Source organism: Streptomyces sp. GL_140, assembly GCF_057834465.1.
On the sequence record NZ_CM174404.1, the window covers coordinates 409,320 to 435,521 of the forward strand.

At 71.1% G+C, this 26,202-nt stretch carries 21 protein-coding genes; 11 read left to right on the forward strand and 10 right to left on the reverse strand.

Annotation, left to right across the window (positions count from 1 at the left end):
• Positions 1 to 142 precede the first annotated feature (142 nt).
• On the reverse strand, positions 143 to 1,357 hold the full coding sequence (locus tag AC3IYJ_RS02110; RefSeq protein WP_489399619.1) for a 4-hydroxybenzoate 3-monooxygenase: 1,215 nt from the start codon (positions 1,355 to 1,357) through the stop codon (positions 143 to 145).
• A 132-nt stretch (positions 1,358 to 1,489) separates the two neighbouring features.
• On the opposite strand from AC3IYJ_RS02110, the gene AC3IYJ_RS02115 reads away from it, so the two are divergent.
• Complete coding sequence (locus AC3IYJ_RS02115; RefSeq protein WP_489402658.1) at positions 1,490 to 2,392, forward strand: neutral zinc metallopeptidase; 903 nt, start codon at positions 1,490 to 1,492, stop codon at positions 2,390 to 2,392.
• A gap of 51 nt (positions 2,393 to 2,443) precedes the next feature.
• Here the strand turns inward: AC3IYJ_RS02115 and AC3IYJ_RS02120 are convergent, their stop codons facing one another.
• Positions 2,444 to 4,090 carry a peptide ABC transporter substrate-binding protein gene (locus AC3IYJ_RS02120; RefSeq protein WP_489399620.1) on the reverse strand — a complete coding sequence of 549 codons (1,647 nt, stop codon included), beginning with the start codon at positions 4,088 to 4,090 and terminating at the stop codon, positions 2,444 to 2,446.
• A 131-nt stretch (positions 4,091 to 4,221) separates the two neighbouring features.
• On the opposite strand from AC3IYJ_RS02120, the gene AC3IYJ_RS02125 reads away from it, so the two are divergent.
• Both AC3IYJ_RS02125 and AC3IYJ_RS02130 read left to right on the forward strand, forming a co-directional pair.
• Complete coding sequence (locus AC3IYJ_RS02125) at positions 4,222 to 4,467, forward strand: hypothetical protein (RefSeq protein WP_489399621.1); 246 nt, start codon at positions 4,222 to 4,224, stop codon at positions 4,465 to 4,467.
• Positions 4,468 to 4,668: 201 nt separating this feature from the next.
• Positions 4,669 to 5,790 (forward strand): nucleotide disphospho-sugar-binding domain-containing protein, encoded by a 1,122-nt coding sequence (locus AC3IYJ_RS02130; RefSeq protein WP_489399622.1) that lies wholly within the window; start codon positions 4,669 to 4,671, stop codon positions 5,788 to 5,790.
• A 59-nt stretch (positions 5,791 to 5,849) separates the two neighbouring features.
• Here the strand turns inward: AC3IYJ_RS02130 and AC3IYJ_RS02135 are convergent, their stop codons facing one another.
• The gene (locus tag AC3IYJ_RS02135; RefSeq protein ID WP_489399623.1) at positions 5,850 to 6,518 is read right to left on the reverse strand and encodes an alpha/beta fold hydrolase; all 669 of its coding nucleotides are present in this window, start codon (positions 6,516 to 6,518) and stop codon (positions 5,850 to 5,852) included.
• Positions 6,515 to 7,552 carry an NADP-dependent oxidoreductase gene (locus tag AC3IYJ_RS02140; RefSeq protein WP_489402659.1) on the reverse strand — a complete coding sequence of 346 codons (1,038 nt, stop codon included), beginning with the start codon at positions 7,550 to 7,552 and terminating at the stop codon, positions 6,515 to 6,517. The genes AC3IYJ_RS02135 and AC3IYJ_RS02140 overlap by 4 nt, the downstream gene beginning before the upstream one ends.
• Before the next feature lie 116 nt (positions 7,553 to 7,668).
• On the opposite strand from AC3IYJ_RS02140, the gene AC3IYJ_RS02145 reads away from it, so the two are divergent.
• Positions 7,669 to 8,670 carry a GlxA family transcriptional regulator gene (locus tag AC3IYJ_RS02145; protein WP_489399624.1) on the forward strand — a complete coding sequence of 334 codons (1,002 nt, stop codon included), beginning with the start codon at positions 7,669 to 7,671 and terminating at the stop codon, positions 8,668 to 8,670.
• 114 nt (positions 8,671 to 8,784) lie between these two features.
• The gene (locus AC3IYJ_RS02150) at positions 8,785 to 10,200 is read left to right on the forward strand and encodes an amidase (protein ID WP_489399625.1); all 1,416 of its coding nucleotides are present in this window, start codon (positions 8,785 to 8,787) and stop codon (positions 10,198 to 10,200) included.
• A gap of 60 nt (positions 10,201 to 10,260) precedes the next feature.
• Here the strand turns inward: AC3IYJ_RS02150 and AC3IYJ_RS02155 are convergent, their stop codons facing one another.
• Complete coding sequence (locus tag AC3IYJ_RS02155) at positions 10,261 to 10,923, reverse strand: deoxynucleoside kinase (RefSeq protein ID WP_489399626.1); 663 nt, start codon at positions 10,921 to 10,923, stop codon at positions 10,261 to 10,263.
• Positions 10,924 to 11,431: 508 nt separating this feature from the next.
• On the opposite strand from AC3IYJ_RS02155, the gene AC3IYJ_RS02160 reads away from it, so the two are divergent.
• The 5 genes from AC3IYJ_RS02160 (at position 11,432) to AC3IYJ_RS02180 (ending at position 20,566) form a co-directional block, all read left to right on the forward strand.
• The gene (locus tag AC3IYJ_RS02160; RefSeq protein WP_489399627.1) at positions 11,432 to 13,777 is read left to right on the forward strand and encodes a M9 family metallopeptidase; all 2,346 of its coding nucleotides are present in this window, start codon (positions 11,432 to 11,434) and stop codon (positions 13,775 to 13,777) included.
• Positions 13,778 to 13,989: 212 nt separating this feature from the next.
• A complete protein-coding gene (locus AC3IYJ_RS02165) occupies positions 13,990 to 16,515 on the forward strand; it encodes a twin-arginine translocation signal domain-containing protein (protein WP_489399628.1) in 2,526 nt (841 codons plus the stop codon).
• On the forward strand, positions 16,476 to 17,594 hold the full coding sequence (locus tag AC3IYJ_RS02170; RefSeq protein ID WP_489399629.1) for an NAD(P)/FAD-dependent oxidoreductase: 1,119 nt from the start codon (positions 16,476 to 16,478) through the stop codon (positions 17,592 to 17,594). The genes AC3IYJ_RS02165 and AC3IYJ_RS02170 overlap by 40 nt, the downstream gene beginning before the upstream one ends.
• Positions 17,595 to 17,947: 353 nt before the next feature.
• Positions 17,948 to 19,066, forward strand: coding sequence for a glycosyltransferase (locus AC3IYJ_RS02175; protein WP_489399630.1), 1,119 nt, complete (start codon positions 17,948 to 17,950; stop codon positions 19,064 to 19,066).
• 192 nt (positions 19,067 to 19,258) lie between these two features.
• Positions 19,259 to 20,566, forward strand: coding sequence for an extracellular solute-binding protein (locus AC3IYJ_RS02180; RefSeq protein WP_489399631.1), 1,308 nt, complete (start codon positions 19,259 to 19,261; stop codon positions 20,564 to 20,566).
• A gap of 49 nt (positions 20,567 to 20,615) precedes the next feature.
• Here the strand turns inward: AC3IYJ_RS02180 and AC3IYJ_RS02185 are convergent, their stop codons facing one another.
• Positions 20,616 to 21,335, reverse strand: coding sequence for a hypothetical protein (locus AC3IYJ_RS02185; protein WP_489399632.1), 720 nt, complete (start codon positions 21,333 to 21,335; stop codon positions 20,616 to 20,618).
• Positions 21,336 to 21,538: 203 nt separating this feature from the next.
• On the reverse strand, positions 21,539 to 22,450 hold the full coding sequence (locus AC3IYJ_RS02190) for a tyrosine-protein phosphatase (protein WP_489399633.1): 912 nt from the start codon (positions 22,448 to 22,450) through the stop codon (positions 21,539 to 21,541).
• Positions 22,451 to 22,615: 165 nt separating this feature from the next.
• Between AC3IYJ_RS02190 and AC3IYJ_RS02195 the strand changes: the two genes are divergently transcribed.
• Positions 22,616 to 23,443 (forward strand): N-formylglutamate amidohydrolase, encoded by an 828-nt coding sequence (locus AC3IYJ_RS02195; protein WP_489399634.1) that lies wholly within the window; start codon positions 22,616 to 22,618, stop codon positions 23,441 to 23,443.
• A gap of 37 nt (positions 23,444 to 23,480) precedes the next feature.
• Here AC3IYJ_RS02195 and AC3IYJ_RS02200 read toward each other — a convergent pair whose 3' ends face one another.
• The 3 genes from AC3IYJ_RS02200 to AC3IYJ_RS02210 all read right to left on the reverse strand — a co-directional run bounded on the left by AC3IYJ_RS02200 (position 23,481) and on the right by AC3IYJ_RS02210 (position 26,193).
• Positions 23,481 to 24,719 (reverse strand): FAD-dependent monooxygenase, encoded by a 1,239-nt coding sequence (locus AC3IYJ_RS02200; RefSeq protein WP_489399635.1) that lies wholly within the window; start codon positions 24,717 to 24,719, stop codon positions 23,481 to 23,483.
• Positions 24,716 to 25,321, reverse strand: coding sequence for a chorismate pyruvate-lyase family protein (locus AC3IYJ_RS02205; protein WP_489399636.1), 606 nt, complete (start codon positions 25,319 to 25,321; stop codon positions 24,716 to 24,718). Before AC3IYJ_RS02205 ends, AC3IYJ_RS02200 begins: the two co-directional genes overlap by 4 nt.
• Positions 25,322 to 25,491: 170 nt before the next feature.
• A complete protein-coding gene (locus tag AC3IYJ_RS02210) occupies positions 25,492 to 26,193 on the reverse strand; it encodes a 2-phosphosulfolactate phosphatase (protein WP_489399637.1) in 702 nt (233 codons plus the stop codon).
• Positions 26,194 to 26,202 lie beyond the last annotated feature (9 nt).

Here is a 26,202-nt window from a genome sequence, read left to right on the forward strand (position 1 = left end):
CGGGGAGGGTCGCTTCGTCGGAGAAGGTCGTCGTCATCGGGGAGGTTTCCTCGGGCGGTTTCTGGGGCGGAGCGGGGCGTGGTGGGCTGGACCGGGTCGGGTTGGGCCGGGTGGGGCAGGGGTGGATCGGGAGGGACCGTGGTCATACGCCGACGTAGTTCTCGGCGAACCAGTCCTGGTGGGCACGCGAGGTGCGCAGGGAGTGGAGGCGGGCACGTCTCAGGGAGGCATGAAAGAACGATCCGCCTGATTTGTCCTGACCGGGGATCGTATGCAGCAGCCCGGTCATCCACTGGGTGAACTCCTGGGCACGCCAGATGTGTGCCAGGCACTGCGCCGAGTAGCGGTCGAAGGCCGAGTCGTCGCCCCCGGCGAGGGCCTCGACCAGGGCTCCGGCCAGGATCTCCGCCTCCAGGACGGCGAGGTTCGCGCCCTTCGCGGCGGCGGGGGCGGTCAGGCTCGCGGCGTCACCGGCGAGCAGGAGCGAGCCGTGGCGCAACGGTTCGACCACGTCGCACGCCAGGTCGACGATGCCGCGCTCGATGATCGGCCCCCTGCTCAGCGGGCCGTGCTCCGCGGCGCACATCCGCAGGTCGAGCTCGTCCCAGATCCGCTCCTCGGACCACTCGTCGGCGGCGGCACCGCGCCGGCACTGGAGGTAGTAGCGCGTGACCTGCGGGCTGCGGGCCATGTGGCCGGCGAAGCCGTGGTCGTGGACGGCGTAGCCGACGGCATCGAGGCTGGGCGGAGCTTCGGCGAGCAGGCCGAGCCAGCTCACTCCGTGGTCGTGGTGGTGGCGCACCGTGTCGGGGGGCAGCGAGCGGCGGGCCGCTCCGTGCCGGCCGTCGCAGCCGGCGACGTACCGGGCGTCCCACCGGGTGGGACGGCCGTCCGGGTCGTGGGTGGTGACGTACGGCCGGGCGCCGTCGGCATCGTGGACGGCCAGCGCCTGGGTACGGAAGCGGATCCGGCCACCGGCCTCGCAGTAGTGCGCCAGGAGGTCGGTCAACAGATTCTGCTGCGGGTAGACGGTGTGCTGCTCGCCACGGCCGAGTGCGCCGTACTCGAGGCGGAAGCGGCCGTCGCCGGTGCGGAACTCGCACGTACCGTGCGTGCGTCCGTGGCGGTGCAGCCCGGCGGCCAGGCCGTGGCGGTCCAGGATCCGTACGGTGTTCGGCGCGAGGAAGCCGGCCCGGGCCCGGGTCTGGACTTGTAACCGATCGGCGCGTTCGAGGACGACGCAGTCGATCCCGGCGGCGAGCAGGAGGTTGGCGAGCACGAGGCCGGCGGGGCCGGCGCCGAGAACGACCACGTCGGCCGATTCGCGTAACGTTTGGCGGTTCTGACTTTCCTTCATAGAGCGGGAATCATAAACACGGAAGAACTCGCGGATGATCACGAGTAATCCGAATGCGGTAATAGAAGGAAAATAATTGAATCGTTCATCATCCGTCATCCATGGCCTCGCCGGGCGGCCCGGGACGCCCGGATTGCCGCAGGCCGCTCCCGGGCGCACGGTGGAGGTGGGGTCACTCGTCGGGAGATCGCCATGCGACACCGCAAACGGCTTGTCGGCTTGTGCTCGGGGCTGCTCACCGCTTTGATCATGACGACGGGCCTCGCGCCCGGCACGGCCGCCGCCACCACGGTGCCGCCGCCCACACCCACCGGCCCACCGGAGCACGCACAGGACATACCCACTGGTACGCCCGAGGGAATGGCCAAGTACCTGGATTTCTCCTTCGAGAGCATCGCCGACTACTGGGCGGCGCACTTCAAGGAGCTCGGCCTGACCGCACCCTCCGCCTACTACGCCATCCCGATGGCGGGCGAGAGCTTCCCGACCGCCTGCCAGCCCGAACCGGTCACATCGAGCACGCCCGACATCTTCTACTGCCCGGCGGACCGCTACACCAGCAAGCAGGGCACCACGTACACGGGCGGCATCTTCTTCCCGATCAACGAGGCCATGAAGCTGCGCGAGGAGAGCGGCGATTTCGCCGTGGCGACGGTCCTGGCCCATGAGTACGGCCACGAGGTCCAGCACGCCTACATGGAGCAGCGGGGCTGGCGGGACATCGTGCTGATGAAGAACGACAAGGCCGTCCTCGACGCGCAGGGCCGGCAGTTCCCGGTCAAGGAATCGGAGCTGATCGCGGACTGCTTCAGCGGTGCGTGGAGCCGTCATGCCCAGGAGCAGGGGTACGTGGACAGAGCCGATCTGACCGCCGCCATCGAGGCCTTGACCTCCGTCGGGGACCACGTGGTCGGCGGGGTCGTGCACCCGCACGGGAGCAAGTACGAGCGGACCACGGCCTACAGCTTGGGCTTCGACCAGGGTGACCCGGAGCGGTGCGTGAAGCAGTACTGGTCCAGCGAGATCTTCGACTGACCCCCTGGCCGTCCGGGCGTCCGGCCGTGGGGGACTCGCGGCCGCCGGACGTCAGCCGACCGTGATCCGGTTGTAGACCGGGCCTCCGAACTGGTTGAGCGTCACGTTCGAGAGCCGCTTCGAGAACCCGACGGTTCCGTTCTGGTACCAGAGCGGGATGACCGGCACTTCCTCGGCGAGGACCTTCTCGGCCTCCACGAACTGCCGGGTCGCCCGGGCCACGTCCGTCTCCTCGTTGGCCGCGTCGATACGGCTGTCGAAGCGCTTGTCGCTGAACCCCGCGTCGTTGGCGGCGGCTCCGGTGTAGTAGAGCGGCTGCAGGAACTCCTGGATGTACGGGTAGTCGGCCTGCCAGCTGGACCGGAAGGGACCAGGGGCCTTGTGCTCGGTGATCTGGTTGCGGAAGTCGGCGAAGGTGCCGATCGGGTTGACGGTGCAGACCGGGCCTTCGCCGAGTGCGTTGTTGATGCTGTTGCAGACGGCGTCCATCCACTCCCGGTGCGAGCCGGCGTCCACGTTCGAGGTCAGCGTCATCTTGCCTCCGGGCAGGCCGCCACCCTCCTGGATGAGGCGTTTGGCCTCGGTGGGGTTGTACGTGCAGACCTCCCCGCACGCGGTGTCGGAGAAGCCGCTCTTGGCGCCGAGGGCCGGGGAGGTCCAGTCCTTGGCCGGGGTGCGGGTGCCGTGGAAGATCTGCCGGGTGATCTCGTCGCGGTCGACCGCCATCGCGATGCCCTTGCGGACCTTCCTCATGCCCTCCTTGCCCCACTGTGGGTCGTACATCGGGAAGGCGAGGGTCTGGATGACGAGGGCGGGCCGGCTGATCCAGCGGTCGCCGAGGTCCTTCCGGACCTGCTTCAGCTGGGGCCCAGGGATGTCGTCAACCAGGTCGAGGTTCCCGGCGATCAGATCCGTGTAGGCGGTGTTGTTGTCGGTGTAGACCTTCAGGTCCACGCCGCCGTTGCGCGCCTTGTCCTCGCCCGGGTAGCCGTCCCACCTGCGCAGTTTCAGTCCGGCGCCCTTGTGGTACGAGTCCACCGTGTACGGGCCGTTGCCGACGGGCTTCTTCAGCCAGCCCTCGTGGTCGGTGAAGAAGGCCTTGGGCAGCGGGAAGAAGGTTTGGTACCCGAGGGTCTGCGTCCAGGCGCCGTACTTCTTCTTGAGGGCGACCGTGAAGGTCTTGTCGTCCTTGACGACGAGGCCGGACATGGACTTGGCCCTGGGCTCGCCGGTGGCCGGGTGCAGGTCTTCGTAACCGACGATGTCGGAGAAGTACGCGCTGTTCTTCTGCTTGTTGCGCACGTCGGCCGCGTAGTTCCAGGCATCGACGAACGACCGCGATGTCACGGGGTCGCCATTGCTGAACCTCCAGCCGTCCTTGATGGTGATGGTGAAATGCCGGCTGTCCGGCGTCTCGATCTTCTCGGCCAGTACGTCCTTGGCCTCGCCGGTCCTCGCGTCGTACTCCTTGAGGCCCCGGAAGAGCATGCCCAGGACTTTTCCGCCCTCCGACTCGTTGGTGTTGCCCGGCTCCAGGGGGCTCTGCGCGTCACCCCAGGAGGACCTGACGATCGCGTCGGCGCTGCCACCGCCACTCCCGCCGCCGCTCCCAGCACCGCTCCCGCCGCCGCATGCCGTCGCCGCGAGGGCAACCGCCATCGCACCTGCGGTCCACTTGGCCTGGCCGACTCCTTGCACCGAGCGCCTCCCGGGTCTCACGACTGGTCGAGAGTCCAACCTCATCCCGGGAGAGGTCCCGCACAACGCAGGTTGCTCTGCTTGCGGTCGCGGGCCCCACGTTTTCACCCTGGGGAGTTCCACGGGGTGCCGTGGGGGGCCAGCCCGCGCTGGTCCTCGGCGTGCAGGGGCCGGGACTGCCGGCCGATCCGGCCACGTACGAAGGGCGGCTGCCCGTGGAGTGCGAACTGCGCGACCAGCCGGTCGGCAGCATCGAGGACCCCTTCGTGGCGGCGATCAACGCGAACGTGATCGACGGCCGCCAGATGCGGGAGCCGTACGCGCACTGGCTCGCCGAGCAGACGGGGCTCGCCGTCATCGGGCCCGGCCAGCGGTGACGGCTCCTCCCCCTAGCCCCGCTTCGCCTCGCCCCGCCGGGCGCGCACGGTCTTCGGCCTTCGCTTCGGGCCCGTACCAGAACGTCCGGTTTTCGACCCCCTTTCGGGGAACACGGGTCGTCTTCCCGACAGTTCATCGAAGAGAACCATGGCGACCCGCACAAGCCGCCGTGTAACGAGAGACCTTGAGCAAGGAGAACCGTGCGCATACTCTTCACCGGACCGGCCGCGGCCGGCCACCTCTTCCCGATGATCCCCACCGCGCAGGCCCTGCGCGCAGCCGGACACGAGGTGCTGTTCGCGGGCTCACAGCCGTTGGACCGGCTCCGCGAGGCGGGATTCCCGATCGTGGAGATCGGCGACGGCCGGACCATCAGGGAAGTGCTCGAGCAGTCCACCGGCGAGGAACCGCGGTACGTCGCCCCCGACATGACTACGGACCAGATTCTCGACAGGGCGGCCCACGGCTTCGCCATGCTCTCCCGCCCCACCGTCGACGGCCTGCTGGAGGTCGCGGACAGCTGGGGCCCCGACCTGCTGGTCTACGACTCCTTCCAGGCCTCGGCCCCGCTGGTCGCGGCCAAGCTCAAGATCCCTTCGGTGATCCAGAATTTCGGCGTCACCTCCGGTCTCGACATGGTCGGCCGGCTCGCCCGCAACTTCACCGAGGCCTACGAGACGTACGGGGTGGCCGGCCCCGCGCAGCCCACCGCGCTGAACATCGTGCCCGCCTCGCTCGGCGGTGACCCGGGCGGCCTGCGGATGCGCTATCTCCCCTACAACGGTGGCGGCACCGTCCCCGCCGAGCTGCTCCGCCGCGGCAGCCGCCCGCGCGTCGTCATCACACTGGGCACCGTGCTCACCGAGCTGGACGGAGTCCGCGCCATCGTCCGCCTGATCGAGGCCGCCGCCTCGGTGGACGCCGATTTCCAGCTCGCCGTCGGCGACGCCGACCTCACCCCGCTCGGCACCCTCCCCGACAACGTCCACCCGCTGCCCTGGATCCCGCTCGCCGAGCTGCTGACCGCCTCCGACGCACTGATCCACCACGGCGGCTCCGGCACCCTCCTCACCGCCCTGCAGGCCGGCCTGCCCCAGCTCCTCCTCCCCCAGGGCGCCGACCACTTCACCAACGCCGCCGCGCTCACCGCGACCGGCGCCGCCCTGCGATCCACCTCCGACGGCATCGACGCCCCGCTCCTGACCCGCCTCGTCACCGACCCGGCCCTGCGCGAGGCCGCGGCCCGCCTCCGGGCGGAGAACGCCGCCCTGCCCACCCCGGCCGAAACGGTTCCCGCCCTGGAGGCCCTGGCCACCGCGTAGAGCCGTGGCCGACCGCCGGCGGCGGGGCTCCCGTGGCCCCGCCGCCGGTGCGGGTGAGATCAGCCGTGGCTCAGGAGCACCTTCAACAGCTGGTCCGGCGCCTCCCGCATGACGTTGTGGCCGCTCTCGACGGCGTGCGTACGCCACTGCGGCAATCCGCTCAGCCGCTCGTACAGCTCCGTGAACGGCGACGGGGTCGGCCATCGGGTGGCGTACACGTACGACTTCTCGGCGATGCGGGTCAAGTTCCCCTCCAGGCGCACCGCTTGGAGCAGCGAGGCCAGCGGGTGCGGTGTGGCGCGCGGGTCGAAGAAGGGCAGCGGGGCGCTGGTGTATCCGTTCACTCCCGTGCCGTCGAGGTACCACTCGCGCTCGTTGTCGCTCACCAGCGACCAGGTGGACTGACCGTCCTCGGGGACCATCGCGTCCACGTACACGAGTCCCTTCACCCGCTCCGGGACCCGGTCGGCGGCGCCGGTGATGACCATGCCCCCGTAGCTGTGGCCGACCAGCACGGCGTCGGTGACCGCCTCGTCCTCCAGCAGGTTCACCACGTCCGCGATGTGCGTGTCCAGGTTCACCGAGGGGGTCAACAGGTGTTTGCGGCTGCCCAGTCCGGTCAGGCTCAGCGGATAGGCGTGGTGGCCGGAGCTCCGTAGGTCGCGGGCGAGCGGTTCGAAGGTCCAGGCACCGTGCCAGGCTCCGGGGACGAGGATGTACGTGGTCACGGTCGGACTCCCTGTGTCGCGTCTGCGTTCGTGGTGGCCGCGATGGCCCCGGTGGTCAGTACGATCTTGCCGCTGGTGCGCCCCGACTGGGAGAGCTCGTGCGCCCTGCCCGCCTCCGCCAGCGGGAGCACCTGGGCGATGTGCGGGCGCAGTTCGCCCCGTTCGGCGAGCGCGGCAATCTCCCGCATCCCCGCGTGGTCGGCCTCCACGGCCATGAACACCGCCCGTACCCCGAGCTCGGCCGCCTCCTCGGCCAGGGCCGCCTCGTCCGGTGAAGCGAGGGAGACCACGATGCCGCCGGGGCGCAGGGTGCGCAGCGAGCGCGGGCCGTACGTGCCTCCGATGGTGTCCACGACGACGTCCACGCCGGACACGACCTCGGCGAAGTCGGTGGTGCGGTAGTCAATCACCTCGTCGGCGCCCAGCGAGCGGACGAAGGCGTGCTTGGCGGCGCTCGCGGTTCCGATCACGTACGCGCCGCGCGCCTTGGCGATCTGGACGGCCAGGTGTCCGACTCCCCCGGCCGCCGCGTGCACCAGTACCCGCTGCCCCGGCCGCACGTCGGCCGTGTCCACCAGGGCCTGCCAGGCCGTGAGGGCGGCCAGCGGGAGTGCGGCGGCTTGTACGTGGTCGAGTCCGGCGGGCTTGTGGGCGAGGTGCCGGGCGGGTGAGGTCGCGTACTCGGCGTAGGTGCCGGCCGGGGCCGGGTGGCGGGGCATGCCGAACACCTCGTCGCCCGGCCGGAAGAGGGTGACGCCGATGCCCACGGCCTCGACGGTGCCGGAGAGGTCCCAGCCGAGGGGGACGGGCGATGCGTCGGCGCCCGCCAGTCCGCCGGTGGCGCGGTGCCAGACGTCGGTGGGGTTGACGGCCGTGGCGTGGATCCGTACGAGCACCTCGGCGGGGCCGGGTTCGGGGCGCGCGGTCTCGGTGAGACGGAGCACTTCGGGGCCGCCGAGGGCGGTCTGGGTGACGGCCCGCATGGTCCGGGCGGCCTGCTCGTGCCGCGCCTTGGTCGGATGCGTCGTATGCATCTTCTTCGTCATGTTCGTCGTGTTCGTCGTCTTCGTCGTCGCCATGTGATCAAGGATGCCGGGCCGTATCCGGGCGGACGAGTGGCCGGAGTGACACGATGTGAAAAGATCTGGCCATGCCCTCTGAGCGGACCCACCGGGTCGTCGTCCTGGCCCTCGACGGGGTCTACCCCTTCGAGATGACCATTCCGGTGCGTATCTTCGGCACGGCCGAGGGCCCCGACGGCGAGCCCCTCTACGAGATCCTCACCTGCAGCCTCGACGGCGGCCCGGTCCGCACCAGCGCCGACTTCAGCATCACGGTCGAGCACGGCGGCGAGGCCGTCGCCACCGCCGACACCCTCGTCATCCCGCCCTTCATCTGCGGGCCCGGAGCCGACGGCGCGGACCCCGGATCCGTGGACTGGCTGCCCGCCGAACTGGCCCGGACCCTCTCCCGGCTCCCGGCCGGCGCACGGATCGTCTCGATGTGCACGGCCTCGTACGTCCTGGCCACCGCGGGCCTCCTGGACGGACGCCGGGCCACCACGCACTGGAACGAGGCGGAACACTTCCAGCGGGCCTTCCCCCAGGTCGTGGTCGACGCGGACGTCCTCTTCGTGGACGGCGGCCAGGTCCTCACGGCCGCCGGCGTCGCGGCCGGGGTCGACCTCTGTCTGCACCTGCTGCGCCGGGACCACGGCAGCGCGGTGGCCAATCGGGTCGCCCGGCTGTGTGTCGTGCCGCCGTGGCGGGAGGGTGGGCAGGCCCAGTTCATCGAACGGCCGGTGCCCGAGATCTCGCAGGCGAGCACCGCTGCCACCCGCGAGTGGGCCCTGAGCCGGCTCGGCCGCCCGATCGCACTGGCGGAGCTGGCGCGGCACGCGGGCATGAGCGTACGGACCTTCTCGCGCCGGTTCCGCGACGAGGTCGGGATGACGCCCGGCCAGTGGCTCACCCGGCAGCGCATCGAGCACGCCCGGCGGCTGCTGGAGGTCACCGACCTGCCGGTGGACCGCATCGCGCAGGAGGCGGGCCTGGGTACGGGCGCCTCACTGCGACGGCACATGGCACATGCGATCGGCGTCGCGCCGATGGTGTACCGGCAGACGTTCAGGGCCCGGGCGGTCGCCGGCTAGCCGGTCGAGCCCGGCCTCGGCGAGATCGAATGAGTTGACGAACCCCCTCGCGTGTTACTCGGTGGTACGGAATGATGGCGGTCGACCATCCACACGGCGGGGGCTGAGGCAGCGGTGACGACTTTCGACGAACGGACCATCGTGCACGCCTTCCGGGACGACTCCCTGGGAGAGCACGACGCCGTCGGCCTCGCCGCGGCGATCCGGCGGGGCGAGGTCTCCCCCGCCGAGGCCGCCCGGGATGCCGGGGAGCGGGTGCGGGCCGTCGACGCGCGGCTGGGCGCGGTTCAGGTCCGCGCCGAAAGCCCGGCGCACGCCGCCGGGACGCAGGGCGCCTTCGCCGGTGTCCCGGTCTTCGTCAAGGACAACACCGACTACCAGGGGCTGCCCACCGGCCACGGCAGCACCTCCTTCCGGCCGAGACCGGCGCGGCGGCACGCTCCGTTCACCCGGCAGCTGTTGAGCAGCGGCGTCACGGTGCTGGGCAAGACCCGGCTGCCCGAGTTCGGGTTCAGCCCGAGCACCGAGTACGACGGCGCGGAGCCGGTGCGCAACCCGTGGCACACGGGCCATTCGGCGGGCGGTTCTTCGGGCGGCAGCGCGGCGCTGGTCGCTGCCGGCGCGGTGCCGATCGCGCACGCCAACGACGGCGGTGGTTCGATCCGGATACCCGCGGCCTGCTGCGGACTGGTCGGCCTCAAGCCGACCCGGGGGCGGGTCGTGCAGAGCGCCCTGGGCCGCCAGATGCCCCTCGACCTCATATCCGACGGCATCGTGAGCCGTTCCGTGCGGGACGCCGCCGCGTTCCTCGCCGCCGCGGAGACCTACTGGCGCAGCCCCAAGCTGCCGCCGCTGGGCCTGGTCGAAGGCCCCTCGGCGCAACGGTTGCGCATCGGGTTCCTGCTGGACTCGCCGAACGGCGTCCGCTCCGACGCAGCCACCCGGGCGGCGGTCACGCAGACCGCGACGATGCTCGGAAGGATCGGACACACCGTGGAACCGGTGGAGTTGAGCATGGACCCGAGTTTCACCGACGACTTCCTGACGTACTGGGGGATGCTGTCCTTCCTCCTCGGCGCCACGGGCCGGACCCTCGGCGAGGACTTCGACCGGCGCCGCATGGACGGCCTCAGCCGGGGTCTTCGCGAGGAGTACCTGCGCAACTGGCGGCGGACTCCCGGCGTGATGCGGCGTTTGAGGCGCACGAAGGAGGCGTACGCGGCGTCCTTCCGCGGCCTCGACCTCGTACTGTCGCCCGTGCTCGCCCACACCACGCCGCCGATCGGCCACCTCAGCCCGACGGTTCCCTACTCGGAGCTGATCCAGCGGATCCTCGCGTACGTGGCGTTCACGCCGGTCGACAACGTCGTGGGCACTCCGTCGGTCTCGGTGCCCACCACGAGCGCGACGGTGGACGGGCTGCCCATCGGCGTCATGTTCTCCGCCCGCCCCGGTGCCGAGCGGAAGCTGCTGGAGATCGCGTTCGAGCTGGAGGCCGAGCGGCCCTTCCGGCGGATCCAGGACCAGTGACACCGGCCCCGGTCCCGTCCTCCGGCCCGGCAGGCGCCCGCTCCGGGAGCGGGCCCGGCCTCAGGCCCGGAGCCTGCTCGCCGCCAGGGCGTCCTTGACCTCCTGGGCCACGCGGACGGCGTCCTCGGGGTTGTTCACCACGTCGGTCCTGTTCATGTCTATGACGAGGACTTCGCTGGCCGAGTAGTGCTTGTGCACCCAGTCGTCGTAGCCGGACCACAGGGTCCGGTAGTACTCGACGAGGCTCTCGTCCTGCTCGAAGTCGCGGCCCCGCAGCCCGATGCGGTGCAGCACCGTCTCGAAGTCAGCCTTGAGGTAGACCATGAGATCGGGTGCCTTGCGGTAGGGCAGGCCGTCGATCTCGCGCATCATCTCGTTCAGCAGGCCCTCGTACACCTGCATCTCGAGGGAGCTGATCCGGCCCAGGTCGTGATTGACCTTGGCGAAGTACCAGTCCTCGTAGATGGAGCGGTCGAGGACGTTGTCCCCCTGCTTGTACGCCTCCTTGATGGCGGCGAACCGTGTCTGCAGGAAGTAGAGCTGGAGCAGGAAGGGGTAGCGCTTCGCCTGGATCTCTTCGGGGCTCGACGTGTAGAAGAGCGGAAGGATCGGATTGTCGTCCACGCTCTCGTAGAAGACCTCGCTGCCCAGCTCCTTGGCGAGCAGCTCGGCCACGCTCGTCTTGCCGATTCCGATCATGCCTCCGACGCAGATCACTGGCATACCTCGCTTCTCCCTGGGGGTCTTGTGTTCGCGGGCGGGTGCACCGGGCGCGCCACAGCACTGAAACGCGTGTCGGCGATCACTCGATTCCCCAAGGTCTTCATGATCGGCGTCACGCGGTCCCCGTCCGGACCGAGGCCCCGACGCAGGACGGCGCCCTCCTCGACCGGTCCGACCGGCTGACCGGCTGACCGGCTGACCGGCTGACCGTGCCGGAGTTTGCCGCCTACGGCGACGAGCCACCGCCCCGCGGCCGCCTTGAAGCATAAATGACGCTTCGGCCCGAGTCGGCCAGAGCACCGGCGCCCGTCTTACCTCGGAGTCCGGTGCGGGTGGTTGGCGTGGGTCTGTGCCGGAAGTTGACAACGTTTCAGTTTCGGTGGCCGATAAATCTGGCCAAAAACCTTACGGCGTGATGCGACATGTGAAATTTTACATGTCACACATCAAACGCCGCCCGTGTTCATGCCAGCACACGCGGCCACAACGGCCCCGGAGGCCCCCACAGATGCATCCCTTCCGGATATCGAAGGCGAACGCGCGCAGACTTCCCGCGCTCGGCGCAGCCGTCTTCATCACGCTCGGCCTGTTCGCTCCACAGAGCCAGGCCTCCGCCGCAGCAGCCACCACCCCGGCCGCCGCGCACGCGAAGGGAACCCCGGCCCCGGCGCCGCGGTCGATCCCGGTCCCCAAGTCGCCCGATGCGCTGAGCAGCATCCCCCGTTTCCGGATCTCCTCGCAGGACAGCGTCGAGGAGTCCGCCCCGGCGCCCGCCCCGGTGGCAGCCCCGACCGTGAAGCCCGTCAAGCCCTCCAAGCTCGGTCAGCAGTCCCTGGCCGCCGCCGCGGACGAGTGCGGCGACCTCTCCGGCGTGATCAACGCCACGGGCAGCGCGCTGGTGCAGCAGCTCAAGGCCCTCCCCCGGATCAGCTGTACGTACCCGCTGTTCAACCTCACCGGGGAGAACGCGCGCAAGGCCTTCCGCGAGGCCCAGATGGTGACCGTCGCCAATGCCCTGCGCGACGCCTCCGCCACCTACTCGGGCAGCAACAACGCCTCCGTCGGGCAGCTGGTGCTGTTCCTGCGCGCCGGCTACTACGTGCAGGACAACAACGCGAGCGTCGTCGGCGACTACGGCACGTCGCTGGACGGCGCCGCGCGCGGCGCACTGGACGCCTTCTTCGCCTCCCCGCGCAGCAAGGACGTCACCGACGCCAACGGCGAGATCTTCAACGAGGTCGTCACGCTGATCGACAGCACCCACGCGGCCGGCCGGTACGCCGGCGTCGTCAAGTGGATGCTCGCGAGCTACGACGGCACCTGGCCCGGCCAGATGAACCTCGCCATGCAGCACGTCGAGTGGGTCGTCGAGAACGGCTTCAAGGCCAAGAACGACGACCGCGGCTGGCGGGCCGCCCTCAAGGCCGACCCCGCCGTCCTCGACACCTGGGCCGGCTTCATCACGCGCAACAGCGCGCAGCTCAACCGCCTGGACGTCGTCAGCAACGTCGGCCGCTACCTCGGCTACGCCCTCGACGTGCCCGAGCTCAAGGACCGAGTCCGGCCGCTGCTGAAGGACCTGATCAACCGCTACCCGAACGTCGGCCCCACCGCGCCGATCACCATGAACCTGGGCTGGTACACGCGCCAGTACGACAAGAACAACTGCGCGGCCTACGCCATCTGCGACCTGGGCGAGCGCGTGCTCCCGGCGATCCTGCCGATCCAGCACACCTGCACCCCGGGGCTGAAGATCCGCGCCCAGGACATGTCCCCCGGGCAGCTGGACGGCACCTGCACCAGCCTGGTCAACCAGGACGCCTACTTCCACCGGGTCATAGGCGACAAGGGCGCGATCCCCGGTGACGTGAACACCAGCCTCGAGGTCGTCGTCTTCGACGACTACACCCAGTACTCGCTCTACGCCTGGGCCATCTACAACATCGACGTCGACAACGGCGGCATGTACGAGGAGGGCAACCCGGCCGCCGCCGGCAACCAGGCCCGCTTCATCGCCCACGAGGCCCACTGGCTGCGCCCGGACTTCCAGATCTGGAACCTCAACCACGAGTACACCCACTACCTCGACGGCCGCTACAACATGGCCGGCGACTTCGACGCGAGCCTGACCACGCCGACCATCTGGTGGGTCGAGGGCATCGCGGAGAACATCTCGTACGGCTACCGGGGCGTGCGCAACGCCGACGCGATCGCCGAAGCCGGCAAGGGGACCTACAAGCTCAGCGACCTGTTCGACACCGTCTACGGCCAGGACGCCGACCCCGACGTCAACTCCAACCGGGTCTACCGATGGGGCTGGCTCGCGGTCCGCTACATGCTCCAGGCGCACCCCGCCGACATGCAGACCCTGCTCACCAAGTACCGCGCCGGTGACTGGAACGGCGCCCGCGCCCTCCTGAAGCAGACCATCGGCACCGGCTACGACGCCGGCTTCACCACCTGGCTGACGACCGCTTGCGCGACCAGCGACTGCGGCCCCCTCCCGGAGGCCCCGTCCACCCCGCTGTGCACCATCAGCGACCCCCGCCAGTTCGACGGGAACTGCCGCCGGGACAACCTCGCGGCCGTCACCGGCAACTACAGCTACCACTTCGTGTACCTGCCTGCCGGGGTCAAGCAGCTGACCATCACCAGCAGCGGCGGCACCGGCAACGCCGACCTGTACTACGGCGGCGGCAGTTGGGCCACCACGTCGGGCTACCAGGCGAAGTCCACCAACGCCGGCAACGGCGAGACCCTGACGATCGACAACCCGCCGTCCGGCTGGGTCTACTTCAGCCTCGCCGCCGCACAGGACTTCAGCGGCGTGAGCCTCTCCACGCAGTCCAAGTAGGCCGGTCCACCAGGATCCGGGCAGTGCGGTGGTCCCCGCCATCCGATCTCGGATGGCGGGGACCACCGTTCGTGTGAGGGTGCGGGTCGCCCGGTCTGCGGCCCACTACCCCGTTCGGCGGCAATCCCGCGTCGCTCGCGTGCCGCCCGCGCCCCAGCCGTCAGAATCACCGATCGGTGAGGGGACCCGGCACACCCCAGGAGGCGGACGACGTGGAGCTCTCTCGGCGCGATCTCATGAAGGGGGCCGCCGCGGGCGGACTCCTGCTCGGTTTCCCCGGGCTCGCCGTGCAGTACGAGGCCATGGCCTCGCCACCGTCCAGACCCCTGGCCCAGGCCGTCGCGGAGGCCTGCGCCCGCCTCGCCGACCAGGGCTGGCGCACGCTCCTGCGTACCGTCACCCGCGGGGTCCTGGACATCGGCGCCCCCGACCTGGCGGCCGAGCTGGCCAAGGAGATCCCGGCGCTCGACCGCTCGGTACCCGGCTTCGGGGACTTCGCACCGGACCTGCCGGCCCGCGGCATCGAGCCGGGGAATCCGGCACGGAGCCTGCTCTACCACGCCTTCGCCTCGGCCTCCGTACTCACCGACGGCCACGGCCGCGCGCTGGGCGAGTTCCCCACCCTCGCCGAGATCGAAGCCGTCGAGAACTACGTCTACGGGGTCCGCCCGCCGGCCCTCGACAGGATCCGGGAGACCGCCGGGGACAACCCGCTCGGCGTCGTCGTCTTCGCCCTCGACTACCGCGACGCCACCGGTTCCGTGCACGGCCGCCACGCCGACCTCTGCTTCTCCCGGACCGGCATCACCCGCATGGGCACCACCGGACCCCGCTACGACGCCCGCGGCCGGCAGTTCGCCGCCCTCGACCCGAAGCAGCCGTTCGCCTTCCACACGGTGCCGCAGCGCTTCGCCCCGTACCTCGCCATGCAGGTCACCGGCGCCGACAGCCGGCGCTTCGGGCCCCGCAGCGTGGTCTCCGGCGACGACGGGCGGACCTTCTGGGTGCCGCTGCACAAACTGTTCCCCGGCCGGGAATGCCTCGCGGGCCTGGACCTGTCCCTCACCCTCGACTCCCACCTGGCCAACGAGAAACTCAAGCGGATGCACCTCTTCCTGCGGGAGCAGGGCTATCCGACCGAGTGGACCGGCAAGGATCTGAACGCCTTCCCGTTCACGATCCCGGGCGACAGGATCGCCTCCCTGCTCCCCGCCCAGCAGGCCCACGGCTCGGGCGTCCTCGCCCCGCAGCCGCACGCCTTCGCCAACCGGGCCCGGTTCGCGGGCGAGTGGCTGACCTTCAACGTCTCCTCCGACCTGGTCCAGGACCCGGGCATCCTGTACTTCTCCTCCGTCCAACTCATCCCCGGCGCGGTCGAGACCGAGCCGACGTACTTGCAGGGCGCCGCCCTGGACAACGACCGGCGCTCCCCCGAGTACGTCAACATCCGCCACCGCCTGCACGAGGACGGGCGGCTGGAGGACCTCAACCTCAACCCGGACATGGAATCGATCATCCGCAAGGGCGGCTACCGGGCCCAGCACTGGATCGACTTCGCCGGGGACGGCTTCGTCTCCGTCCACTGCCCGCAGCTCGCGGCGGACATCGACACCTTCAAGCCCGCCTTCTGCAGCGTCGCCCCTCCGGACTTCTTCCCGCACGTCAACCAGTACGACCTGGCCGCGTGGTGGCGGACCTCCGTACCCGAGCAGACCCGGGACGCCCTGTGGGCGGTACCGCCGCGTCCGCTCTCGGAGTTCCGCTTCGCCGGTGACATCAACCTCCCCAAGGGCTTCGACATCTACGACGACACCGTCACCGCGGTGGTCGGGCAGCCCGCACCCGGCGATCCGGTGGCCCGCCCCCTGCCCGACGACGCGCGCGGCCGGTACACGGGCCTGCCGGACGCGGCGGCCGGGTTGACCGACCCGGGATGGGAGGTGAGCCAGGGCCTGGTCTACAACGAACCCGGGGCCCCGCTCCAGCGCTACCTGCAGGTGCACAGCCTCGGCACCCCCTTCCTGGAGGACGCCAAGCTCTGCGCGGCACTGGGCAGTTACTGGCCCTCCGTGGCGCCCGACGCGACCCGGACCTTCACCCCGCTCAAACACGCGCCCGGCTTCCCCTACCCGTGGCCGACGATCGTGCCGCTGACCGATGCCGAGATCGGCATGGAGGAGGTGCGCGGACTGGGCCGGCTGCCGTGGGACGGGATCCACGGACCCGAGGTCCGCAGCGTCGGCGGCCGCACGGTGGCCGCGTACCAGGACATCGACCGGGCCGACTACATCACCACCCAGGACCGGCTCACCGCGCACCTCACCGCCCGCGTGGACCTCGCCGAGACGAAGTCCCGGGTGCTGGCCATGTCGGCGGTCTACTGGAGCCTGGGCATCCACGACCCGGAGTTCGTGACCCGGTTCGGGGACCGGGCGGTGATCGAGATCCTGAAGGCCAAGTCGGCATGGGCCGTACTGTCGTTCACCTCGGTGGAAGCCGGCGACGCGGGACTCGCGGAGGCCGAACGGGCCTCCGGAGGCCGCCTGGCCGGACCCCGGCGGCGCCGGTTCCGCATCTACCGGCCGGGGACGGAGAGCCGCGACCCCGGCGACATCCAGAAGGTGCTGGTGGAGATCGCGGAGGACGTCACGGCCTACACCGACGGCCGTACGGTGCTGCTGCGCAGGGACGGCGGGCCGTGGACGCGCGACACCTCGATCCCGACGCCGCCGTCGTGAACACCGACGCCGCCCCGGACGCCGACGTCCCGGTCCCCGGCATCGACGCCGACGCCGACGTCGACGTCCTGATCGCCGGGGCCGGGCCCGCCGGGTGCGCGGCGGCGATCGTCTGCGCCTGCGCCGGGCTGCGCACCGTCCTCGTCGAACGCCTGGCCGGACCCGTGACCCGGCCGGGCGAGGCACTGCACCCGGGCGCCGAAACCCTGCTGGCGCGGCTGCTGCCCGACGGTTTCGCGGACGCCGTCAGGGCCCGGCACGAGGGGATCACGGTCGGGTGGGGCGCTGAGCCGCGGTTCGAGCCGTTCGGGAGCGACGAGAACGGGCCCTGGCGCGGCTTCCAGGTGGACCGCCGGCGGCTGGACGAGCTGCTGCTGGACCGGGCCCGGGAGGTGGGCGCGCAGGTCCGTCTCGGCTGCCGGGTCGGTGAACCGGTGCTGGAGGGCGGCGCGGTGACCGGGGTCCGGCTGGGCGGCGGGACGGCCGGGCCGCTGCGCACCCGTACGGTCATCGACGCGACGGGCCGCGCTCGCTGGCTGAGCCGCGCCCTGGGCCTGACCGCCCCGCCGCGCTCGCCGAGGCTGCTGGTCCGGTACGGCTACGCGGCCGGGTCCTGCCCGCAGCGGGACGCGGCTCCGGCGATCGCCGCGGACGGCACCGGCTGGACGTGGACCGCGCGGGTCGGCCGGGGGCGGTACCAGTGGATGCGGCTGGAGTTCGTACCGCGGCAGGGGCGGCCGGCCGGCGGGCTCCCGGAGGAGTTCGCGGGCCTGGTGCCCGAAGGCCCGGCCCGGTCGGCGGACGTCAGCTGGCGGCTGTGTCCGAGGGCCGCCGGGCCGGGCTGGTTCGTGGCCGGGGACGCGGGCGCCCTGCTGGACCCGGCCTCCTCGCACGGAGTGCTGCGGGCCCTCCTCTCCGGCTGGACGGCGGGTTCGCTGGCCGCGGGTGTCGCGGGCCGCGCCCTGGGGGCGACGGAGGCGGCCGGGATGTACGGGCGCTGGCTGCGCGAGGGAGCCGAACGCGACATGGCCGAACTGTCCGCCCGCTATGCCGAACTCGGCGCCCACGGGTTCGGCTGATCCGCCCGGCGGCCGGTGCGCGGTGCGCAGTGGGCGGTGCGCGCATCGGCCGGCACCGGTTCGTCGACCGGTGCCGGCCTATGGGCCGGTGTCACCCGTGCCAGACCTGGGTGGCCCCGCCGTAGCAATCCACTGGGTCACCACGGTGCCGTTGTTCCTGACAGGTATCACCAATCCCACTGGTCGCCTCGGACCGTGTGACGGGGATGCCGTGGGGTGCGTCCCCTTCGAATCCAGCCGTCCCCGTCGAGATCGTCCTGAATTCGCCCACCTCGACGGAACCCGGCACGGCGACGGACACGTTCCACGGTCTGTCAGTGGAATCAACGAGCTCCACCCCAGGGAGTAAGTCCGTGCGCATCCTGTTCACCGGCCCCGCTTCGGCGGGCCACCTGTTCCCGATGGTGCCGACCGCCCAGGCGCTCCAGGCAGCCGGGCACCACGTGCTGTTCGCCGGTTCCGCCCCGCTCGACCAGCTTCGGCAGACCGGTCTGCCCACCGCCGAGATCGGCGACGGATCGACGCTGATGGAGGCCTTCCGGCGCGCCTCGGAAGGCACCGATCCGCAGTTCGTCAACGACGGCAGCGACCCGGAGGCCATGGAGCGGCTGGCCGCGAGCGGTTTCGCCGAACACAGCCGGGTCACCATCGACGACCTGTTCGCCCTTGCCACCGCCTGGCGGCCGGACCTCATCGTCCACGCCGCCTTCCAGGCCGCCGCACCCCTGGTCTCGGCGGCACTCGGCATACCCGCAGTCGTGCACAACTTCGGAGTGATGTCCGGCTACGGCATGGTCGGCAGGCTCGCCGGCCTGCTGGCGGCCGAGTACCGGGCCCGCGAGGTCGAAGGCCCGGCCACCCACACCGTCCTCGATGTCGTACCCGCCTCCCTCGGCGGCGACGGCACCGGGTGGCGGGTCCGGTACGTGCCGTACAACGGCGGCGGAACGGTGCCGGGCGACCTCATCGCCCGGGGCTCCCGGCCGCGGATCGCCGTCACCCTCGGGACGGTGGTGACCGCGTACGCGGGTGTCAACCCGGTCGCCCGGCTGATCGCCGAGGCCGCCTCCGTCGACGCCGACTTCCTCCTCGCCGTGGGGGACACCGACCTGAGCCCGCTCGGCGCCCTCCCCTCCAATGTCCGCCCCCTGCCCTGGGTGCCGCTCGCCCAACTCCTGGACACCGCGGACGCGGTCGTGCACCACGGAGGGTCCGGCACCATGCTCACCGCCGCCGCCCGGGGCGTCCCCCAGCTGATCCTCCCCCAGGGCGCCGACCACTTCATCAACGTCGATGCCGCGACCGGCCTGGGATTCGCCCTGCGCGCGAGCGACGACACCGTGGACGCCGCCCTGCTCGGCCGCCTCCTCACCGACGACGACCTGCGCAAGGCCGCCGCCGCCACCCGGGCCGACATCACCGCGCTCCCCTCCCCCGCCGACCTCGTCGCCTCCTTCGAGGCCCTCGGGTAACGCCGGCTCCCCGGGGCCCGCCGCATCCTGCAGGCAGGCGGGGCAGGTGGACCTGCCCCGCCAACCCCCCTGTGCGGGCCGGGGCTTACCCGCGCCCTCCGCCGCCGGGTCCATAGGAATGTGATCGAAGTGTGCGCTGCCAAGGGGTGTGGCAATGGCCGGATAGTGGTGTAGACCATACGCCCAGTAGTCATGCGACGAGAGGCGGACCACACCATGCGGCGCTCCTTCCCGACCCTCACGGCGGCTGCCACCGCCCTCACCCTGGCCTCCTTCACCCTGACCGGCTGCGGCACCAGCAGCGCCGCGGGCAGCGTCACCCTGCGCATCGTGGCCGCCGAGTACGGCGACAATCCGGCCAACAGCTCCAAGCCCTACTGGGAACGCCTCGCCGCCGACTTCGAGAGAGCCAACCCCGGTGTCAAGGTCGAGGTCGAGGTCGCCTCCTGGAACGACGTGGACTCCAAGGTCGCCCAGATGGTCAAGGACGGCAATGCGCCCGACATCGCGCAGATCGGCGCCTACGCCGACTACGCCAACGCCGGCAAGCTCTACGCCTCCGACGAGATCCTCTCCATCAAGACGGAGGCCGATTTCCTCGCGCCCCTCGCCGAGGCGGGCAAGGTCCGCCGCACGCAGTACGGCCTGCCCTTCGTCTCCAGCACCCGGCTGATGTTCTACAACCAGAGCCTCCTCACCGAGGCCGGTGTCACCAAGGACGGCGCCCCCTGGCAACCCCGTACCTGGAACGACCTGGTGGCTGCCGCGAAGAAGCTCAAGGCCGCGGGTGTCCCCACCCCGTTCGCCCTGCCGCTGGGACCGGAGGAGGCGCAGGCCGAATCCATGATGTGGATGCTGTCGGGAGGCGGCGGTTACACCAACGACGCCGAGACCTACGCCATCGATTCCCCGAAGAACGTCAAGACCTTCGAATTCCTGCGGGACAAGATGGTCGGCCAGGGCCTCACGGGCCCGGTGGAACCGGGCAAGCTCGATCGTCAGGGCGCCTTCGACGCCTTCATCCACGGTGAGGTGGGCATCCTCAACGGCCATCCCACCCTGATCAAGCAGGCCCAGGACAAGGGCGTCAAGATCGGCGTCGTGCCGATGCCGACCGAGGACGGATCCGAGCCCACCGCGATGGGCGTCGCCGACTGGGCCATGGCCTTCAAGAACGGCCACCCGAAGGAGGCCGGCCACTTCCTCGACTTCCTCTACGAGGCGAAGAACGTCGCCGCGTTCACCGGCAAGTACGGCCTGCTCCCCGCGACGACCAGCGGCTCCCAGGAGATGATGAACTCCACCGACCCCGCCACCGTCCAGCTCCAGGTCTTCCTCAAGGCGCTGCCCTCCTCACGCCTCTACCCCGTGGGCAAGAAGTCCTGGGCAGGAGTGAGCCAGGACATGAAGCAGAACATCGGGAAGGTCGTGCAGCCCGGCGGCCGGCCCGCCACCGTTCTCGGTGAGATCGCCGAGAAGGCACGCAACGCCGAGAGGTAGGCCGCCGGCCCCTCACGCACCGCACAGGATCGGCGAGGGCCCATCGGGCCTACTTGGCCTCGACCCAGAACCGGGCCGGGTCCGCACCGCAGTCCGCGGTGACCACGTAGGGGCCCGAAGCCGTCTTCGCCACCGTGGCCGTGCCGTGCCACTTCCCGTCGCGGCCCGGCGCCAGCTTCACCTTGCCGCCTTCGAAGGCTTGCGACCGCACCCAGTAGGAGGCCGAGGGGCTGCCGCTGCCCGTCAGCGTGATCGCCACCTGCTTGCCCACGGGACCGCCGTACCGGCTCAGCGCGAGCTCCGAGTGCCCCGCGACCGGAGCGGGCTTGGGCACGGGCGCGGGCGCGGGCCGGACATCCGGACGCGTCAGGGTGTCGACCGGGAACGTGCTCGACGTGCTCTGCTCGCCCGAGCCCGGGTAGTCGGCAACCACCCGAAGACGCGCACTGCCGATACCCCAGCCCGCCTTCACCACCGCCGTGCCCGAGTAGGAGCCACCCCGCCCCACGAGCCGTACGTCCTTCAGCGCGTCCGAGACCGCGGTGACGGCGGCCGGGCTCGACGTCGTCACGGTGAAAGCGACTGTGGCCCCCGCCACGTACCCCGACGGCCCGCTCGGCACCGAGGTGATCGACACCGTCGGCGCCTGCGCCACCCAAGAGGAAACCGACACGGGCACCGCGTCATCGGCGACAGCCGCGGCGGCGGGGGAAACCAGCACCGCCGAGGCGGCCACGGCGACGGCGGAGAGCAGGAACGTCTTACGCACGGGAGGAACCCTTCAGGGAAAACCGAGGCCGATGCCTGCGGTACGCACCCTAAGAGGGCCGCCGAGTCCACCCGGTTTCACCCGTTTTACCCGACTCCCTCGGGACCAAAGCCCCCCACCGAAGGCCGGAAGCCCCTGTACATGACGAAGCCCCGCCGCCGGAGGTGCGGTCCGGATCGGGCGGGGATTCTGCGTCCTGCGGGTCAGGCGACTGCGCGGGCGCGCAGCTTGGCCAGGGTGGTGGTGTCGAGGCCGAGGCCGTTGGTCAGGAAGTTGCCGAAGCTGCCGTAGTCGGCGACGGCCTGGTCCCGGAACGCGGCGAGGTAGGGGCTGCGCACCTCCTGGAGCGGGATGAGGAGGTCCGGGTTCTGCATGTACCCGGCGGCCTTGACCTGGTCGCGCAGGGCCTTGTCGGCGGAGGCCCTGAGCTGGTTGGAGAGCAGGTAGTCCTGCTCGGAGGTCGAGGCCGGGACACCGACCGCGCGCAGGATCGTGTCCGCGAGGACGCCGGTGCGGTCCTTGCCCGAGGAGCAGTGGAACATGACGGGCTTGGTGGAGTTGGCGACGGTGCGGATGGCGGAGCCGAGCGCGGCCCGGTTCGCCGGGTTGGTGACGAAGCCGCGGTAGAGGGCCGTCATCCGTGCTTCGGCGGCGCCGTTTCCGAGCTGTGCCTGCTGGTAGGCGGGGTCCTTGCTGCGGACTACCTGTCCGATGAAGGCGAAGAGGCTGGTGTCGTCGACCGGCTGGGCGATGGCGGTGACGCCGGCCGGGAGCCTGTCGGTGCCGTCGGCCTGGATCTCGGGGGCCGTGCGGAGGTCGATGACGCTGCCGAGTCCGAGCTGTCCGAGGGCGGTGACGCCATCGGCGGGGAGCTTGGAGAGGGTCTCGGAGCGGTACAGCACGCCCCAGCGGGTGCTCTTGCCGTCGTAGGTCGCGTACCCGCCGACATCGCGGGCGTTGACGAGGCCAGGGACGGAGAGGACACGGCTGGAGCCGGCGCTTTGGACGGCCCGTATGTGAGCCGGGGTCGCGGCGTGTGCCGCGACGGGAGCCAGCGGGGCGGCGAGGATCAGTGCGACGGCGGACGCGCTGATTGCGCGGCGGATGGATCTCACGCGAGGGTTCCTTTCCTGGTGGACGGCGGGACCGTAGCGCGTGAGTCGTGAAAACTGAAGACTTGTCAGGACGAGGCCCCCCGCTGCCGGTAGTTGCCGATCCGGCGGGCTCGGCGCCTTCGATTAGCCTCGTGGAGCAATCCGCGCCGCCCCCGGAGGCCCTGCATGCCGACGACTCTCCGCCCTCCCCACCCACGGAAAGAGACCCCCGAGTCCTTCCGGCTGCTCCCCGGCTCGGGCGCGTCGCCGGTGATCCTGCACGTGCCGCACTCCTCGCGCGTCGTACCGCAGGCGGTTCGCGCCGGCATCCTGCTGGACGAGCAGGGACTCGGGCAGGAGCTCGACCACATCACCGACTCCCACACGGCCGACATCGCCGCGGCGGCCGCGGCCGGGTCCGCCGTCACGCCGTGGCAGTTCGTCAACGGGCTGTCCCGGCTCGTCGTCGACCCCGAGCGTTTCCCCGACGACCGCGAGGAGATGCTGGCCGTGGGCATGGGGGCGGTGTACACGCGCACCACCCACAGGGAGCGCCTGCGCCCGGAGGGATTTGAGCAACGGCCGTTGATCGAGCGCTACTTCCACCCGTACGCGGACGCGATGACGCGGGCCGTGCAGGACCGCCTGGAGGCCGTCGGCCGAGCCGTGATCATCGACGTGCACTCGTATCCGACCGAACCCCTCCCCTACGAACTGCACGGTGACGGCCGCCGGCCGCCGATCTGCCTGGGCACGGACGCCTTCCACACACCGGCGCCCCTGCTCGCCGCCGCACAGAAGGCCTTCGCGGGCTTCGGCGGCACGGGGCTCGACAGCCCCTTCGCCGGTACGTACGTACCGCTGAGGTACTACGGCCAGGACGACCGGGTCGGCGCGCTGATGATCGAGATCCGCCGGGACACGTACATGTCCGAGCCCGGCGGCCCCGCGGGCCCCGGCCTCCCCGCCCTGGCCGCGGCACTGGCGGAACTCGTGGACGGCGTGTTCCCGTAGCCGATCCGGTCCGGCGGGGGCAGTCCTCCAGCGCCGGCTACGCGAGCCAGAGTGCACTACGTCGATGACGTGCCGGCTCGGCGGAGAGGCGCAGGCGGCCCGCGCCGCCGTAGGTGCGGGCGAACGTCTCCCCTTCCGGGCCCGGTGCTGACAGCCGCGCGAGCCGTTCGCGGCGCAGCCGCAGGCCGAAGGCGGACTGTGCCGCGTCCCCCTGCGGAAGGTGCAGCAGCTCCAGCAGCCGGTCGGAGAACTCCTGCGTCGCCCAGGCTTCCTGTTGGCGGCGCGGTCCGTAGCCGGCCAGGGTGTCCTCGTCCCCGTCGCGGTGGTGGCGCAGCAGGCTGTCCGCGAGGTCGGCGACATCGGCCACCGCCAGGTTGAGTCCCTTGGCTCCCGCGGGCGTCAGCACGTGCGCCGCGTCCCCGGCCAGCAGGAGCCGGCCGGCGTGTACGTGGTGGCGGACCCGGCCCCGCAGTCGCAGCATGCCGACCTCGGTGAGGCTGCCCAGCAGGGGGTCGCCCGCCTCGGGCCGCAGTGCCAGCCGCAGCGCCAGCTGCTCGCGGATCCGCGGCTCGGGCCACTCGGAGAGATCCGCGTCCGGTGCCACCTGGAGGTAGAAGCGGGCCAGTGTGGGGGTGCGGGGCATCATCCCGGCGAAGCCCGCCTCGTGGAGGGCGTACCGGATGCCTTCCACCGGTCGGTCCACCTCGGCGAGCACGGTCAGCCAGTCGTAGGGGTAGCGCCGTTCGTCGGCTCCGTCGAGGTCCGCGGGGAACGAACGCGCGACGGTGCTGCGCGGGCCGTCACAGCCCACGACGTGGTCGGCCTCCAGGACGTCGTCCTGGCAGCGGACGAGGGGACGGGCGCCCGAGGTGTCGACGTCGAGGACCGGGCAGTCGAAGCGTACGACGCCACCCGCCTCTTCAAGCGAGGCGATCAGGTCGCGGACCAGGAACTGCTGCGGGTACACCCAGTGCCCGACGCCGCCGGACAGCTCCCCGTAGGGCAGGTGGACCCGCTCCCCGAGGCACATGAACTCGCACCAGTCGTGCCGTCCGCCCTCGGCCAGCAGCCGGTCGGCGAGCCCGTGGGCGCGCAGGTACTCGACGACCCGGTGCTCGATCAGGCCCGCGCGGGCCTGCTGCTCCGTCCGGGCCCGGCTGGAGCGCTCGCGGACCTCGACCGAGACTCCGGCCCGGTGGAGGACGTTGGCCAGGACGAGTCCGGCGGGCCCTGCGCCGACGATGGCCACCTGTACGTGACGTCGGGGCGCGGTCACGGCCGGCCCACCAGAGCCAGGGGGGCCCGCAGGGACGCCGGTACGACCTCGGGGTTGAACAGTTCGGTGATGGTGGCCAACGGCTGCTCGCCGTGCCACAGGAGGTATGTCTTGCAGGCCGCGGGTTCTCCTCCCCAAGTGCCCAGTCCGACCTCGACGATCGTGCGCCGGTGGCCGGTCCCGGCCTCCTGGAGCATCCGGCCTATCGTCGCCGATCCGTCGGTGAGGCACCGTTCGACGGCCTCCGAGAGCCCGGACCGGGCGACCACCACGTTGCGGGAGAGGTCCACCCCGTCCGACGACGCCAGCACGGAGCGCCGTTCCAGCAGCATCTCGTCGGCTTCGGCCCCCAGCAGGTCCACCGCCCGGGCAGGGGCTTCGGTGGCACGGACCAGGCGGTGACTCATCCGGCGGACGCAGACCACGGAGCCGACCCAGGCCTCCAGCAGGGGCGTCGTCAGCCCGTCGCTGCCCAGGAGCAGCCGTGTCGCGGTGTGGGCGAACCCGTCGAGCTCTTCGCGCATGCCCCCGGCGCCACGGACGGCGAAACCGTCCGGGAGGAGTTCCGGATTCCAGGCGGAAGGCGGCGTCGGCGGAAGCATGGGCACCTCGGAGGAGTCGGGGAAAGGGAAGGGGGAAGGGGGCGTGACCGCGAGTCTGGTGCAGTCGAACACGGCCGTACAGCCCCTCAAGACCCCTACAAGGGCGAGCCGGAAGGGCCTCGGGCCCCTACTCGGAGCAAGCGAACGGCAAGTCCGGACGACGTGTTCGATCAGAGCGGGGCATCGTCCGTCCGTGGACGCGCGGCGTACGGGCGCAGGACCATGAGCGGGTCCTCCAGCGTCGCCACCATGGCGAAGGGGAACCGGTCGAGCTCGAGGCAGAGTGCGACGTCATCGGGGTGGGCCCCTTGGCGTACTCCCTGTGCCAGCTCGGCGGCGGCGCGCGACGCGGCGGCGCGGCGGAGGAACTCGGTGGCATCGGCCCCGGCCCCGGCGGCCCTTCGGGCGATGTACTGGGCGCACGCCAGGTCTTCCTCGGCCTGCCCGTCCTCGCCGGTGACCACGAACGTGACGCTGTCGCTCCCGCGTGTGCGCAGGAGCCGGGCCGTCGCCTCCGCCACCACGAAGCCGGCGCACAGCACCAGCGGAGCATCCTTGACCGCGAGGGCGCCGACCGTGCCCGCCGTGGTCTTCTGCACGACCGTCCGTCCGCCGAGATCGGCGGAGCGGAGCAGGCCCGGGGAGTTGACCAGGTCGAACCCGGGCGCGGGCGGACCGTCCTTGAGCGCCACCCAGTCCGGGTGACGGGCCTTCAGTGCCAGGGCCTCGTCCAGCGTCTCGGCAAGAACGATTCTCTCGGCCCCCTGGGCGAAGGCCCAGGCTGCCACCGTGAAGGCACGCATGACGTCGACCACCACCGCCACGGACGGGGTTTCGGCCAGATCGGCGATGCCGAGGAAACGTGGGTTCATTCCGGCCAT

Bases quoted from the DNA above. Each gene is read 5' to 3' on its own strand.
- AC3IYJ_RS02110 (WP_489399619.1), bottom strand. From the start codon at position 1,357: ATGAAGGAAAGTCAGAACCGCCAAACGTTACGCGAATCGGCCGACGTG.
- AC3IYJ_RS02140 (WP_489402659.1), bottom strand. From the start codon at position 7,552: ATGCATACGACGCATCCGACCAAGGCGCGGCACGAGCAGGCCGCCCGG.
- AC3IYJ_RS02145 (WP_489399624.1), top strand. From the start codon at position 7,669: ATGCCCTCTGAGCGGACCCACCGGGTCGTCGTCCTGGCCCTCGACGGG.
- AC3IYJ_RS02155 (WP_489399626.1), bottom strand. From the start codon at position 10,923: ATGCCAGTGATCTGCGTCGGAGGCATGATCGGAATCGGCAAGACGAGC.
- AC3IYJ_RS02160 (WP_489399627.1), top strand. From the start codon at position 11,432: ATGCATCCCTTCCGGATATCGAAGGCGAACGCGCGCAGACTTCCCGCG.
- AC3IYJ_RS02180 (WP_489399631.1), top strand. From the start codon at position 19,259: ATGCGACGAGAGGCGGACCACACCATGCGGCGCTCCTTCCCGACCCTC.
- AC3IYJ_RS02195 (WP_489399634.1), top strand. From the start codon at position 22,616: ATGCCGACGACTCTCCGCCCTCCCCACCCACGGAAAGAGACCCCCGAG.
- AC3IYJ_RS02205 (WP_489399636.1), bottom strand. From the start codon at position 25,321: ATGCTTCCGCCGACGCCGCCTTCCGCCTGGAATCCGGAACTCCTCCCG.
- AC3IYJ_RS02210 (WP_489399637.1), bottom strand. From the start codon at position 26,193: ATGAACCCACGTTTCCTCGGCATCGCCGATCTGGCCGAAACCCCGTCC.